At 70.3% G+C, this 12,661-nt stretch carries 14 protein-coding genes; all 14 read right to left on the bottom strand.

What is annotated here, in order from left to right; all coding sequences use genetic code 11:
• Positions 1-5 precede the first annotated feature (5 nt).
• Entirely contained in the window at positions 6-746 is a 741-nt protein-coding gene (gene fliN, locus J2S43_RS32655; protein WP_306835708.1) for a flagellar motor switch protein FliN, read from the bottom strand.
• 22 nt (positions 747-768) lie between these two features.
• Positions 769-1,677: a flagellar motor switch protein FliM gene (locus J2S43_RS32650; RefSeq protein WP_306835707.1), complete on the bottom strand. Its 909-nt coding sequence runs from the start codon at positions 1,675-1,677 to the stop codon at positions 769-771.
• 174 nt (positions 1,678-1,851) lie between these two features.
• Complete coding sequence (locus J2S43_RS32645; RefSeq protein WP_306835706.1) at positions 1,852-2,307, bottom strand: flagellar basal body-associated FliL family protein; 456 nt, start codon at positions 2,305-2,307, stop codon at positions 1,852-1,854.
• Between the two features lie 35 nt (positions 2,308-2,342).
• Positions 2,343-3,239, bottom strand: a complete 897-nt coding sequence (locus J2S43_RS32640) for a flagellar motor protein MotB (RefSeq protein ID WP_306835705.1) — start codon at positions 3,237-3,239, stop codon at positions 2,343-2,345.
• A gap of 38 nt (positions 3,240-3,277) precedes the next feature.
• Entirely contained in the window at positions 3,278-4,063 is a 786-nt protein-coding gene (locus J2S43_RS32635) for a flagellar motor protein (protein WP_306835704.1), read from the bottom strand.
• Positions 4,063-4,359, bottom strand: a complete 297-nt coding sequence (locus J2S43_RS32630) for a flagellar FlbD family protein (RefSeq protein ID WP_306835703.1) — start codon at positions 4,357-4,359, stop codon at positions 4,063-4,065. Before J2S43_RS32630 ends, J2S43_RS32635 begins: the two co-directional genes overlap by 1 nt.
• Positions 4,360-4,576: 217 nt before the next feature.
• On the bottom strand, positions 4,577-5,743 hold the full coding sequence (locus J2S43_RS32625; protein WP_306835702.1) for a flagellar hook protein FlgE: 1,167 nt from the start codon (positions 5,741-5,743) through the stop codon (positions 4,577-4,579).
• Between the two features lie 59 nt (positions 5,744-5,802).
• Positions 5,803-6,279 carry a flagellar hook assembly protein FlgD gene (locus J2S43_RS32620; RefSeq protein WP_306835700.1) on the bottom strand — a complete coding sequence of 159 codons (477 nt, stop codon included), beginning with the start codon at positions 6,277-6,279 and terminating at the stop codon, positions 5,803-5,805.
• Positions 6,280-6,405: 126 nt separating this feature from the next.
• Positions 6,406-8,133 carry a flagellar hook-length control protein FliK gene (locus J2S43_RS32615; protein WP_306835699.1) on the bottom strand — a complete coding sequence of 576 codons (1,728 nt, stop codon included), beginning with the start codon at positions 8,131-8,133 and terminating at the stop codon, positions 6,406-6,408.
• 50 nt (positions 8,134-8,183) lie between these two features.
• Positions 8,184-9,191, bottom strand: coding sequence for a transglycosylase SLT domain-containing protein (locus J2S43_RS32610; RefSeq protein ID WP_306835697.1), 1,008 nt, complete (start codon positions 9,189-9,191; stop codon positions 8,184-8,186).
• Positions 9,188-9,631: a flagellar FliJ family protein gene (locus J2S43_RS32605; RefSeq protein WP_306835696.1), complete on the bottom strand. Its 444-nt coding sequence runs from the start codon at positions 9,629-9,631 to the stop codon at positions 9,188-9,190. The genes J2S43_RS32610 and J2S43_RS32605 overlap by 4 nt, the downstream gene beginning before the upstream one ends.
• Positions 9,631-10,965, bottom strand: a complete 1,335-nt coding sequence (locus tag J2S43_RS32600) for a FliI/YscN family ATPase (protein ID WP_306835695.1) — start codon at positions 10,963-10,965, stop codon at positions 9,631-9,633. Before J2S43_RS32600 ends, J2S43_RS32605 begins: the two co-directional genes overlap by 1 nt.
• Positions 10,962-11,630, bottom strand: coding sequence for a FliH/SctL family protein (locus J2S43_RS32595; RefSeq protein WP_306835694.1), 669 nt, complete (start codon positions 11,628-11,630; stop codon positions 10,962-10,964). The genes J2S43_RS32600 and J2S43_RS32595 overlap by 4 nt, the downstream gene beginning before the upstream one ends.
• Positions 11,614-12,630 (bottom strand): flagellar motor switch protein FliG, encoded by a 1,017-nt coding sequence (gene fliG, locus J2S43_RS32590; RefSeq protein WP_232323967.1) that lies wholly within the window; start codon positions 12,628-12,630, stop codon positions 11,614-11,616. The genes J2S43_RS32595 and fliG overlap by 17 nt, the downstream gene beginning before the upstream one ends.
• Positions 12,631-12,661 lie beyond the last annotated feature (31 nt).

Genomic DNA, 12,661 nt, shown 5'->3' with positions numbered 1-12,661 from the left:
GTCACCTACTCGTTCGGTGTCATGATCTCGGTGATCCGGATGCCGAAGTTCTCGTCGATAACGACCACCTCGCCGCGCGCGATCAGCCGGCCGTTGACCAGCAGGTCGGCCGGGCTGCCGGCGGCCCGGTCCAGCTCGACGATGGTGCCGGGGGTGACCGAGAGCAGGTCACGCACGCTCATCCGGGTGCGCCCCAGCTCGGCCGAGACCTCCATCTCGACGTCGTGCAGCATCTCCAGGCCGGCCCGGACCGCGGTGGCCGGCGCGGCGGCCCGGGGTGCGACGTCACCGCCCTCGGACGGCCACGGCGAGAGCAGCACCGCTACCAGGGCCCGGGTCGCGGTGCCCTCCAGCAGCGGCACGCTCACCGTCATGTCGCCCTTGACGGCCAGCGCGCTCATCGCGACCGCCGGTTCCATCACCTGGCCCGGGTCCAGCACGACCGGGCCGAACGCGCGGGCCGCGCCCTCCAGCGCGGGCCGGATCGCGGTGGCCAGGTCCAGTTCGCCGAGCGGGCTGGTCCGCAGCGCCTCCGCGAGATCCGCGCCGACGATCACGACCACCTCGCCCGTGGCCGCGCCGCTGAACCGCGCGGTGACCGCCTGGCCGTCCGGCAGATCCGCGCTCGCGCCCGCGATCGGCTGCCCGACCTGCAGCGGCGTGCTGGTCGGCAGCACGGCGAGCGCGGCCTGGGCCGCGGAGCGGGCGAGCGTCAGCTGCGAGTCGGAGACGGTGGCCGCGGTCATGCGTGCACCCCCTGAGGCTGCGTCATTTGCGGGAGTCCTCCTTGGGCGAGGGCACGATCAGGCAGGCGAGACGCGCTCCCTGGGTCCCGGGGACGGCGTGGGCGAAGACGGTGTCGTTGACCACGACGGAGAGGGGGACGGTGACCGGGTGCCCGAGCGGCACCACGTCGCCGGGGCGCAGGTCGACGATGTCGTCGGTGCGCATGCGGATCGGCGCGAAGCGCACCGCCACGTCCAGCGGTGCGAGCGACAGCCCGGTGGTGAGGTTGGTCTGCGCGCGCAGCAGGCTCATCCGCTCCTCCGAGGTCAGCTGCACGTCCTCGGTGGGCTTCTCCAGCACCGGCAGGATGCTGGCGAACGGGATGCAGATGCTGGCGATCGACTCCTCGGAGCCGACCCGGATCTCGAACGAGGTGACCACCACGGCGTCGCCGGGCGCGATCGTGCGGACGAACTGGGGGTTGTACTCGATCGCGCCGAGCTTCGGGTGGACCGGGACCATGGCCTCCAGGCCGTACGCGAGCTCGCCCAGCATCTTCTCGATCAGGCCGCGCAGCAGCGGCATCTCCAGGTCGGTCAGCGGGCGCTCCGGCTGTGCGCCGCCGGGCCCGCCGAGCAGGTGGTCGATGCTCGCCATCGCGGTGCTCAGCGGCACCTCGAAGAGGATCGAGCCGGTCAGCGGCTCCAGTGTGACCACGGCCAGCACGGTCGGGTTGTTGAGCTGGGTCTGGTACTCCTCGTAGGTGAGCTGCTCGATGGCGAGCAGGCCGACCTGGGAGACCGCGCGGAGGCGGGTGGTGAGCAGGGTGCCGCAGCTGCGCGCGTACGTCTCGAAGCACATCTGCAGGTTCCGCATGTGCTCGCGGGACAGCTTGATCGGGCGCCGGAAGTCGTAGGGCTGCGGGCCCGTGCCTCCACCGCGACGCGACATGCGGCCCGATGCGACTTTGCCTGAGACCGCGGACGGCGACTTGGTCACGCGGTCCCCATCGGCATCTTGAGAGCTTCACTGAGAAAACCGCCCAAACTCACCTCGGGCGGTGCCGGCGTGCTCCGGCGGGCCCCGGTGAACCGGAGCCCGCCTCGCACGTTACCGACATGTCGCTTATTGCGTGACGAAAGTCGTGTAGTAGATCGCCATGACGTCCTCCTCGTACGCTTCCTTGATCTTCTCGGTCAGCGCCTCCTTGAGCTTGGCGCGGCCCTCGGCCGTCTCCAGCTCGGCGACCTGCACGTTGGTGTACTGGTCGATCGCCAGGTTGAGCGCCTTGCTGCCGTCCGGCTCCTCGACCGCGGTCGCGGTCGCCTGCAGCGCGATGCCGACCTTCAGGTAGTGCCCGGATGCGAGGTTGATGGTGACCGGGTCCAGCGCCACGATCGCGCCCGGCTCCGGCGCCGGCGCGGCCTCCTCCTCGCTCGACCCGCCGCCCAGCAGCATGAAGGCGCCGCCGCCACCGCCGCCGAGCAGCAGCACCGCCGCGACGATGATCATGATGAGCTTCTTCTTGCCGCCCTTCTTGGGAGCGTCGCCCTCGGCGGCGGCCTTCTCGTCCTTAGCCATGAGATTTCCCCTTTAAGCGTGTGGAAGCTGGTGTGTTACTTGTGGCCGGCGACCGTGGGCAACAGGCTCGCCTGCGTGGCCGGAAGGGTGGTCAGGATGATGACGTCGACCCGGCGGTTCATGGTCACCGAGCGTGGGTCCTTCGGGTCGATCAGCGGGCGGGTGTCCGCGAAGCCGTTCGCCATCAGGCGCTTGTCCGAGATGCCGTCCGCGATCAGTCGCCGGACCACCGAGGACGCGCGGGCCGAGGAGAGCTCCCAGCCGCTCGGGTACTCGCCGGCCGACACGTTGAGCTGGTTCGTGTGCCCGTCGACCTCGATGTTGTTCGGGATCTTCTTGATCGCCGGCACCACCGAGTCAATGATCTTGTTGCCGCTCGGCCGCAGGTCCGCCTTGTTACCGCCGAACACGACCTCGTTGGTGACCACGGTGACGATCAGACCGCGGGCGTCGATCGAGTACTTGACCTGGTCCTGCAGGCCGGCCTTCTTCAGCTCGGCGTCGATCTGCTGCTTGATCTTGTCGAGGTTCTCGGCCTCGGCGCGGGCGGCCTCGGCGTCCTGCTCGGCCTTCTGGCGGTCGGCTGCGGCCACCGCCTGCTCGATCTGGTCCTCGGTGGCGGTCTTCGGCACGCCGGACACCTCCTCGGCCAGGCCGGGGTTGATGTTCATGATGCTGGCGTCCGTGGCCGAGCCGTCGAGCAGCGAGATGTTGCCCTGCAGTGCGGCCGACTGGGCACCGAAGCCCTCCTTGAGGCCGGCGGCCAGCTCGGCGTACTTCGCCTTGTCGACGTTGCTCATCGAGTAGAGGACCACGAACAGAACGAAGAGCAGGGTGAGCATGTCCGCGTACGAGACGAGCCAGCGTTCGTGGTTGACGTGCTCCTCGTGCTCCTCGTGGCCCTTCTTCCTGGGCTTGGCTGCCTTGGCCATTACTCACCTCCCTCGGAATCGATGTGTCTGCTCATGGATCAGGCGGCCTTCTTGCCCTTGTCGTCCGCGACCGGCTTGCCGCCGGGCGGGAGGAGGCTGCGCAGCTTCTGGGCGACCAGGCGTGGGTTGGAGCCGGACTGGATGGCCAGCACGCCCTCGATGGTCAGCTCCATCTGGTCGACCTCCAGCGCGCTGAGCCGGGTGAGCCGGTTGCCGATCGGCAGCCAGAGCAGGTTGGCGCTGAGCACGCCCCACAGCGTCGCGACGAACGCCGCGGCGATCGCGTGGCCGAGGCCCTCGGGCTTGTCCAGGTTCTCCAGCACGTGCACGAGGCCCATGACCGTGCCGATGATGCCGATCGTCGGGGCGAAGCCACCCATGTTCTCGAACATCTTGATCCCGGCCTTGTCCGCCTTCTTCTTGGCGGTGATCTCGGCGTGCAGGATGTCGTGCAGCTCTTCCGGGTCGGTGCCGTCGATCGCGAGCTGCAGGCCGCGCTTCAGGAACGGGTGCGGCACCTCCTTGACCGCGTCCTCCAGGGCCAGCAGGCCCTCGCGACGGGCCCGCTCGGCGAGCTTGACGACGTCCTCGACCAGCTTGTCCGAGGCGACGACCTTGGCCAGGAACGCTTTCTGGAGCGAGGCCCCGAGCCCGGTGGTGTCCTTCAGGATGCCGCCGGCCATGGCCGCACCGAGGCCGCCGCCGAAGACCAGGAGCATCGACGGGAGCAGGATGATCGAGCCCGCGTGACCGCCTTCCAGCGCCTGCACGACGAAGACGATGATGAGCGAGACGACTACGCCGACGATCGTTGCGATGTCCATCAACGGTCCTTTCGGTGGAGCGGAAGGACCTTCGCGGTCTTTTCCGGATCAGAGTCGGTGGTGTCGGAGTCGTCGTCGAGCAGCTGGTGCGGTGTGCAGTCCAGGCGCTGTGCCTTCGCGATCAGGCCGGCGCGGTAACCCATGATCAGGTCGATGAACTCAGGCACGGATTCGGCGAGGATGTACTTCGTCCCGTCGACCAGGGTGACGACCGTGTCAGGCGTGCAGTCGGCACGCTCGACCAGATCGGGGTTCAGTGCGAACACCGTGCCGTTGAGGCGGGTAACCAGAATCACGGATTAAGCCGTCCTTCGGGGCGTCTTGTTGGCTGGGGCTGGAAGGCCGTCCGTGGCCTGCACATGTCTATTCGACGCCGGCGCCGGTGAAGTGAGCCAGCGGGAGTAGCAGGCCGGTGGCAGTCTGTTGCCGGAACTGAGCCGAAACATGCCACCAAAAAGCAACCGGGGCGGGCCACTGTCGTGGCCCGCCCCGGCGGGTAAACGCTGTGAACGATTACCGCTTGATGTTGACCAGCTCCTCGAGGATCGAGTCGGAGGTGGTGATGATCCGAGAGTTCGCCTGGAAACCGCGCTGAGCGATGACCAGGTTGGTGAACTCGCTGGCGAGGTCGACGTTCGACATCTCGAGCATGCCGCTGGAGAGCGTGCCGAGTCCGCTGTCGGACGGCGTGCCCACCTGTGCCATGCCCGAGTTCACCGTGGTCCGGAACATCGAGTCTCCGACCTTCTCCAGGCCGCCGACGTTGTTGAAGTTCGCCAGCGCGACCTGACCCAGGGTCGACTTCATGCCGTTCGTGAAGACACCCACGATCTCACCGGTCTGCGAGATGTTGTACGAGGCCAGCGTGCCCGACGAGTTACCGTCCACCTGGTTCAGCTTCGGGTTCGTCTTGCCGCTGTACTCGGTCATCTTGCTGACGTCGACGGTGTAGTCGCCGAGCGTGACCGTGGGAGTGGTGGGGACACCGTCGGTGAAGTTGATCGTCGCGGTGCCTCCGCCGTCCGGCAGTTCGACGCTCCACGCGTCGTCGCCGGTCTTCGTGAAGCTGAGCGTCAGGCTCTTGGTCGCGCCGGTCTCCGTGAACACGCTGATCGGCAGCTCGATCGCGGGGTCGGTGGTCGCCGCCTCCGCGGAGAGGTTGCCGGTCAGCGTCACGGTGTCGGTCTCCTTCGGCGCGATGGTCTGGCCGAGCGGCAGCTTGATCGGCTCGATCGCGCCGTTGGCGTCGACCTCGCCGTCCACCGCCTGCCAGCCCATCACCTTCTGGCCACCGACCGTGACCATGCTGCCCTGCGTGTCGAACGAGAACGAGCCGGCACGGGTGTACATGGTCTCGTTGCCGTTCTTCACCGCGAACATGCCGTCGCCCTGGATCATCAGGTCCGTGCTCCGACCCGTGGTCTGCGCGGAACCCTGCGAGAAGTTGGTGTTGACGCCGGCGAGCTTCACGCCGAGTCCGATCTGTGCGGGGTTTGTCCCGCCAGCCGTGTCCTGCGGTGAGCCGGCTGAGCGAACCATCTGGCTGAGCGTGTCCTGGAATACGGCGTTACTGGACTTGAATCCAGCCGTGTTCACGTTGGCAATGTTGTTGCCCGTGATGTCCATCATCTGCTGGTGGACACGGAGACCGCCGATTCCCGAGAACAGCGAACGCAGCATAGAGGTGGTTTCCTTTGTTCGGTGGTGTGTTGCTGGACCGGTTGTTCACCGCGGAGCGTCTAGCTGGGCTTCGCGGCTTGACGAACATCCTTGACGTCGGACAGCGCTACATCCTTGTCCCCGATTTTCAGCGTCGGGGTGCTGCCACCAAATGTCGCCGACGTGACGACACCAGTAATGTCGGCACCCCCGGCGGGATCTTTAGCGGTCACGGTCTTCCCGATCAGATTGCTCGCGCCCAGCATCAGCTGGCTCTGCAGCATGGACGCCTGCCCGCTGGCGAGCGTGTCCAGTTTCGCCACGCTGTCGGCGATCGCGCCGAGTTTCTCCACCTGCGTGAATTGAGCGGTCTGGGTGAGGAACTGGGTGGCGTCGGCCGGATTGCTCGGGTCCTGGTATTTCATCTGCGCCACGAGCAGCTTCAGGAACGTGTCCTGATCCATCTTGTTGCTCGACTTCGCGGCCTCCTGGTTCGACTTGCCCAGGACATCGCTGATGTTGGTGTATCCGGACCCGCCTACGGCGCCCGTGGTCATATGTCCCCCTCAGAGCCTCTGTTGACGTGGGCACGTCGCAAAGCCCACGTACAACACCGGTATGCGGGCTTCCGCGCCGCACACCCTCCACAACACCTGGACCTCGCCTCGCTCCGACCTCCGCGTCTAGGCCGTGGTGTCGACCCGGCGCGCGCCGCCGCGGTCGGTGAAGAAGCCGCGCGAGGCGCCGGCCGGTGCGGCGGACTGTTCCGCGGCGGCGGACGCGTCGCCGCCGCCGTAGCCACCCCGGTTCTGGTTGCGCAGCGCGAACTGACGCTGGTAGGCGTCCGCGTTCTGCTGCGGCGTGCCCGAGCCGAGGTCCAGGTTGGTGTTGCCGAACCCGGCGTCCTGCAACTCCCTGCGCAGGTCGTTCATCGAGTTGCGGAGCGCCTCCCGGCCGGCCTCGGTGCCGCCGGACAGCTGCACGTTGATGTCGCCGTTCCGGATCTCCGCCACCACGCTCACCGGGCCGAGGTCGACCGGGTGCAGGTGCACGGTGAGCCGGTGAATGCCGTCCGCCTCCAGCTTCAGCGGCGCGATGTGCATCGCGACCTGCTGGGCCGGCGGCGTGTTCGGCGCGCCGGTGTAGGCCGGGATCGGGGTCGCCGCGGTGACCGGTGCGGCCGGTGCCGGCGCGGCGGGCTGCGCGATCGCGCCCGCGGCCAGCGCCGGATCCGGCGCACCGGCCGGCCGCGCCGCGGTGCGCGCGGGGTCCAGACCCGGCGTGGGCACGGTCTGCGGCCCGGCCGCGGTCGCGTCCGGCGCGGTGTCCTGGGGCGTCGCGGGTACGGCCGGAGCCGCGTTCCCGGGCGCGTCGCCACCCTGCTCGCCGCCGCCGGCCGGGGCGTCGCCCTGACCGGTGGTGGCCGGCGCGGTCCCGGTGGCGGCCGGGTCCGTAGTGCCGGCCGCGGTGCTGCCGGCCGTGGTGGTGCCGGCCGTGGTGGCGCCGGCCGGGCCGGTGGCGCCGGTGGTGTCGGAGGGATCGGTGACGGCGGCCGCGTCCGCCGGTGCGGTGGTGGCCTGCGGTGCCGCCGGGACCGCGCCCGTGGGCAGCGCGACGGTCTCGCCGTCCGGCACGGGCGTGAAGCCCTCGGGCAGCGGCACGCCGGTCTGCGCAGCCGCGACCGGGCCGGTCGTCGCGGGCGCGGTACCGGCGGTCGCCGACGGTGCGACCGGGCCCGCGGCCTGCGCGAGGCCGGCCGCTGCCGGAGCAGCCGCAGTGGCCGCCGTGGTGGTGGCGCCGGACGGTGCCGGCGAAGTCGGGATCACGGACGCGAGCAGCGCGGTCGAGGCGTCCATCGGCACGGCGGCGGGCTGCTGTGCTTGACCCTCGGCGGCGGTGCCCGCGGCCTCGGTCTTCTCGCTCTTCTCCGCAGACCCGGTCTGCCCGGCGTGCTCGGTCTCCCGGACGTCGTCGCCGCCCCGCGTCTCGCGCGTCTCGCCGGTCTCCCGCGTCTCGCCGGTCTCCCGCGTCTCGCGGACCTCGCCGGTCTCCCGGGGCGCGCGGGTGTCCCGCACCTCGCGGGTGTCCCGGGAGTCCCTGGTCTCCCGGACGTTCCGGGCGTCCCGGGCGTCGCGCGCGGGCCGGACGTCGCGGCTGTCCCGGGGCCGCTGGGCCGCATCGTGGTCGCGGCGCTCGTCCGAACGCCCGCTCTCCGGGCGCCGGTTCTCCGTGCGCTGGCTTTCCGTGCGCTGGTTCTCCGGCCGCTGGCTCTCCGGCCGCTTCGAGTCCACCTCGGTCGCCAGCATCGAGGAGAACGCGTCGGCGTCGCCGCCGGGCCGCTTGGCGGCGGCGCCGGAGGCGTTGGTCTTCGACGTGGCGTTCGACGCGTTGATGGACATCGGGTTGGTCATCGGCTGAAACGTCTCCCCTAAAAAGTCGATATTTCGGTCAAAGCGGAGGATCAACCGAGGGCGGCCAGCGCGGCCTTCACCTTCGGCACGTACGCCTGGGTCTCCGCGAACGGCGGGATCCCGTCGTACTTCTTCACCGCACCGCCGCCCGCGTTGTACGCCGCGAGCGCCAGGTCGAGCGACTTGAACTCCTTCAGGTTCGACTTCAGCAGCTTGGCCGCACCCTCGATGGCCTGCTTCGGGTCGAACGCGTCGTCGACGCCGAGACCGCGCGCGGTCGACGGCATCAGCTGCATGAGGCCCTGCGCACCGGCCGGGCTGACCGCCTTCGGGTTGTAGCCCGACTCGACCTTCGCGACCGCGGCCAGCAGCTTCGCCGGCACGCCGTGCTTCGCCGCGGCCTGGGTGAACAGGTCCGCGTACGGCACGCCGCTCAGTGACGCGCTGGTGCCGAGCGCGGCGGCCCGCAGCCCGGAGACCGCCGCGGTGGAGACCGGCGGGGCCGCGGCGACCGAGTCGTCGAGCACCCGGCGGATGGTGCTGGGCGTCTCGTACACCTTCTGGATCTTGACGTGGTCACCCGGCTTCGGCGCCGCGATCATCTTGTTGTCGCCGAGGTAGATGCCGACGTGGTCCACCGGCCGGTTGAACGCGAGGATGTCACCCGGCTTGGCCGCGTCGAGACTCTGCACCGCGGTGCCGGTCTTCGCCTGATCGGCCGCGATGCGCGGAAGCTTCACGCCCATGTCGGAGTAAGCGCGTTGCACGAGAGACGAGCAGTCCAGGCCCTTGTCCGGATTCGTGCTGCCGAACACGTACGGCACGCCGAGGTACTTCTTCGCTGCCTCGACGATGCCGGCGCCGGTGGCGCCGTTCGTGGCCGGCGAGGACCCGGTCGCCGCGGTGAGCGCGGAGGCGAAACTGGCGCCACTCGCGGCGGTGGTGCTGGTCTTGCTGGTGTTGCTGACCGTGACCGGGTTCGTGCTGGTCGGATTAAGGCCTAGCTGAGTCTGCAGTTGCGCGATGCGCTGCTGGACGTTAGCGATGCCTTGGATCACGCACTGGCTCCCCGGGCCGAAGCCCGCTGGCCGTTCGTCACGGCCAGTTCGTCGATCGCCTTCTGGTCGGTTGCCATCTCGTGGGCCTTGCGAGCCTCGGCGTGCCGCTCGGCCAGCCGCTCCACCGCACGCCGCCGTTTGGCCGCGTCCGCGAGCAGTTGCTGCTGCAGCGCCGTGATCTCGCCGGCCTCGACGACCTTCGCCTCCGCGGCGGCCAGGTTGGCGGCGAGCGCCTGCCGGGCCACCAGGGCGGCGACGATCGCCCGGGCGGTGCCCTCGGTCGGCGCCTGCGCGCCGACCAGGTCGAGCGAGGCCCGCTTCGCCAGGTCCTGAGCATCGCGCTCGGAGGATCTGGCGCGGACGAGCCCGCCCTTCGCCGCGTCTTCCTGCGCCTGTCGAGCGCGGAGCACCGGTGCGAGGCGGAAGTGGCGGCGGTTCATCATGACCTTCCTTCAATCGGCAGGTTGTCGGCGTTCAGTAGGGAATTCAGCAAAGCCCAGGAGTGCTCGACCGGGGTCGGCTCGTCGAGGTTCTGCCGGAGGAACGCGAGGATCTGCGGCCACATGGCGTTGGCCATGTCCGCGTCCGGGTTGGTGCCGGGGACGTAGGCGCCGATCTCGACCAGTTCCCGCACGTCCCGGTGCGCGGCCAGCAGCCGGCGCAGGCGGGTGGCGAGCGCGCGCTGTTCCGGCGTGGTGACCACGTTCGCGACCCGGGAGATCGACTCCAGCGCCTCGATCGCCGGGAAGTGCCCGGACGTGGCGAGCTTGCGGTCCAGCACGATGTGGCCGTCCAGGATGCCGCGCGCCGCGTCCGCGATCGGCTCGTTGTGGTCGTCGCCCTCGACCAGCACCGTGTAGAGCGCGGTGATGCTGCCGACCGCCCCCGGGCCGGCGCGCTCCAGCAGCGACGCCATCATGCCGAAGACCGACGGCGGGTAGCCGCGGGTGGCCGGTGGCTCGCCGACCGACAGGCCGACCTCGCGCTGCGCCATGGCGGTACGGGTGACGCTGTCCATCATCAGCAGCACGTCGTTGCCTTCGTCCCGGAACCACTCCGCCATCCGGGTCGCCACGAACGCGGCCCGCAGACGCACCAGCGGCGGCTGGTCACCGGTGGCGATCACCACCACGGACCTCGCGAGCCCTTCCGGCCCCAGGTCGCGCTCCAGGAACTCGCGCACCTCGCGGCCGCGCTCGCCGATCAGCCCGATCACCGCGATCTCGCAGTCGCAGCCGCGGGTGATCATGCTCATCAGCGAGGACTTGCCGACGCCGGAGCCGGCGAAGATGCCCATCCGCTGGCCACGGCCGAGCGGGATCAGCGTGTCCAGCACCCGGACGCCGAGCGGCATCGGCCGGTCCACGGTCTGCCGGGCGAGCGCGGACGGCGGGATCGCGTCGATGCTGACCCGCTCACCGCGCAGCGGCGGGCCGCCGTCCATCGGTCGGCCCAGGCCGTCCAGCACCCGGCCGCGCAGGTCCGGCCCGACCGGCACCTGAAGCGGGGCGCCGGTGTTCACCACCGGGGCGCCGGTGCCGATGCCGGTGATCGGGCCGAGCGGCAGGCAGCTGAGCCGCTCGCCCTCCAGCGCGACCACCTCGGCCAGGATCGGCTCGTCGTCGCCGCCGATCTGCAGCAGGTCGCCGACGCGCGCGCCGATGCCGCTGACCGTGACGCGCAGGCCGACCGCGCCGGTGACCTCGCCGACCGCCATCGGCTTGGCCGCGCGCACCGCCGAGCTGAGCCGGTTGCGCAGAGCTGATGTGCTCACAGGTCCAGCACCTCCCTCACCCGGGCCATCGCGGCCGCGATGGTGGCGTCGATCGTCGTGGGACCGCACTCGGCGACCGCGTCGCCCGGTTGCAGGCCCGGGTCGGCCTGCATGCGGATCACCCGGCCCTCATGAGTGAACTCGCCGCCGGTAGCGGTGGTCAGCAGATTCTGGTAATCGTTCGGGTGTAGCCGCACCCGGACGTCACCGGTCGGCGGCGCCATCGCGAGCGCGCGGTGGATCGCGTCCAGCCCGCCGTTCTGCGCGATCGCCAGCTCCCGGCCGATCACCGCCTCGGCCAGCTCCAGCGCGCAGGCGAGCACGGTCTCCTGCAGGTCGCCGAGGGTGGGGACGATCCGCGCGTCCAGCCGGTCCACGGCCGCGCCGATCGCGCCGATCGCGGAGCCCAGCGCGGCCTGCCGGCGTGCCTCGTGCGCGCGGTGCGCGGCCTCGGCCTGGTCCCGGGCGGCGTGTGCGGCGACCGCGGCGGCCTGCTGGCCCTGCGCCCAGCCCTCGGCGTAACCGGCGGTGCGGGCCGCGGTCCGGGCCCGCTCCACCGCCTCGGACGGGACCGGCGCCTCCTGGCGCAGGTCGATGTCGAACCGCGCGGCCGAGACGTGGCCGGCGTCGGCGGCCCGGATGACCGGATCAGGCGATGAGCTCATCCTCCGCGTCACCCCCGCCGCGCTGGATCTCGATCTGGCCGGAGTCCTCCAGCGCCCGGATGACCTGGACGATCTTGGTTTGCGCCTCCTCGACCATTCGCAGCCGGACCGGGCCGAGCAGGTCGATCTCCTCGAGGAGGTTCTCCCGGGCCCGCTCGGAGAGGTTGCGCACGACCTTGTCGCGGACCTCCTCGGCGACGCCCTTCAGCGCGGTGGCCAGGTCGTTCGACTCGACCTGACGCAGGATGAGCTGGATCGCGCGGTCGTCGAGGGTCTTGATGTCCTCGAACATGAACATCCGGCGCCGGATCTCCTCGGCCAGCTCCGGGTCGCGGCCCTCCAGGCCCTCCAGGATGAGCCGCTCCGAGCCGCGGTCCGAGCGGTTGATGATGTCCACCAGGGGCTGCAGGCCGCCGACCGTGGAGAGCTCGGACGGCTGCAGCACGGTGCTGAGCTTCCGCTCGAACGCGATCTCGACCTGCCGGATGACCTCGGGGGAGGTGCGGTCCATCTTCGCGATCCGGTGCGCCACGTCGGACTGCGCGTTCGCGTCCAGGCCGGAGAGGATCTGCGAGGCGAGCGTGGAGGGCAGGTGCGCCAGGACCAGCGCGATCGTCTGCGGGTGCTCGTGCTGCAGGAAGGAGAGGACCTGCCGGGGGTCGGCGTGGCTGAGGAAGTTGAACGGCATGTCCGTCATGGACGCGTTCAGCCGGTCCAGGATCATCGACGCGCGCTCCGGGCCGAGCGAGGCCTCCAGCAGTTCCCGGGCGTACTCGAGGCCGCCCTGGCCGGCGTGCCGCACCGTGATCTGCGCGTGGAACTCGTCCATCACGGTGTCGGCGGTGTCCGACTCCACCCGGCCCAGCCGGGCGATCTCCGCGGAGAGCTCCTCGACCTCGCTCTCCTTCAGCTGAGCGAGCAGCTTGGCGGAGCGCTCCTTGTCCATCTGGACCAGCATCACGGCGGCCTTGCGCAGGCCGGTCATCGTTCCGCTTGCCATCCGGCACCCCCATCTGTCACGGAAAAGCGGC

Source organism: Catenuloplanes nepalensis (assembly GCF_030811575.1).
In the GTDB taxonomy this organism is placed as follows: Bacteria; Actinomycetota; Actinomycetes; order Mycobacteriales; family Micromonosporaceae; genus Catenuloplanes; species Catenuloplanes nepalensis.
This window is presented reverse-complemented; position numbering and strand designations above follow the sequence as displayed.

Excerpts from the sequence above, each read along its gene's own strand:
- fliN (WP_306835708.1), bottom strand. The coding sequence starts at position 746 with ATGACCGCGGCCACCGTCTCCGACTCGCAGCTGACGCTCGCCCGCTCC.
- J2S43_RS32650 (WP_306835707.1), bottom strand. The coding sequence starts at position 1,677 with ATGTCGCGTCGCGGTGGAGGCACGGGCCCGCAGCCCTACGACTTCCGG.
- J2S43_RS32645 (WP_306835706.1), bottom strand. The coding sequence starts at position 2,307 with ATGGCTAAGGACGAGAAGGCCGCCGCCGAGGGCGACGCTCCCAAGAAG.
- J2S43_RS32640 (WP_306835705.1), bottom strand. The coding sequence starts at position 3,239 with ATGGCCAAGGCAGCCAAGCCCAGGAAGAAGGGCCACGAGGAGCACGAG.
- J2S43_RS32635 (WP_306835704.1), bottom strand. The coding sequence starts at position 4,063 with ATGGACATCGCAACGATCGTCGGCGTAGTCGTCTCGCTCATCATCGTC.
- J2S43_RS32625 (WP_306835702.1), bottom strand. The coding sequence starts at position 5,743 with ATGCTGCGTTCGCTGTTCTCGGGAATCGGCGGTCTCCGTGTCCACCAG.
- J2S43_RS32620 (WP_306835700.1), bottom strand. The coding sequence starts at position 6,279 with ATGACCACGGGCGCCGTAGGCGGGTCCGGATACACCAACATCAGCGAT.
- J2S43_RS32615 (WP_306835699.1), bottom strand. The coding sequence starts at position 8,133 with ATGACCAACCCGATGTCCATCAACGCGTCGAACGCCACGTCGAAGACC.
- J2S43_RS32605 (WP_306835696.1), bottom strand. The coding sequence starts at position 9,631 with ATGAACCGCCGCCACTTCCGCCTCGCACCGGTGCTCCGCGCTCGACAG.
- J2S43_RS32595 (WP_306835694.1), bottom strand. The coding sequence starts at position 11,630 with ATGAGCTCATCGCCTGATCCGGTCATCCGGGCCGCCGACGCCGGCCAC.
- fliG (WP_232323967.1), bottom strand. The coding sequence starts at position 12,630 with ATGGCAAGCGGAACGATGACCGGCCTGCGCAAGGCCGCCGTGATGCTG.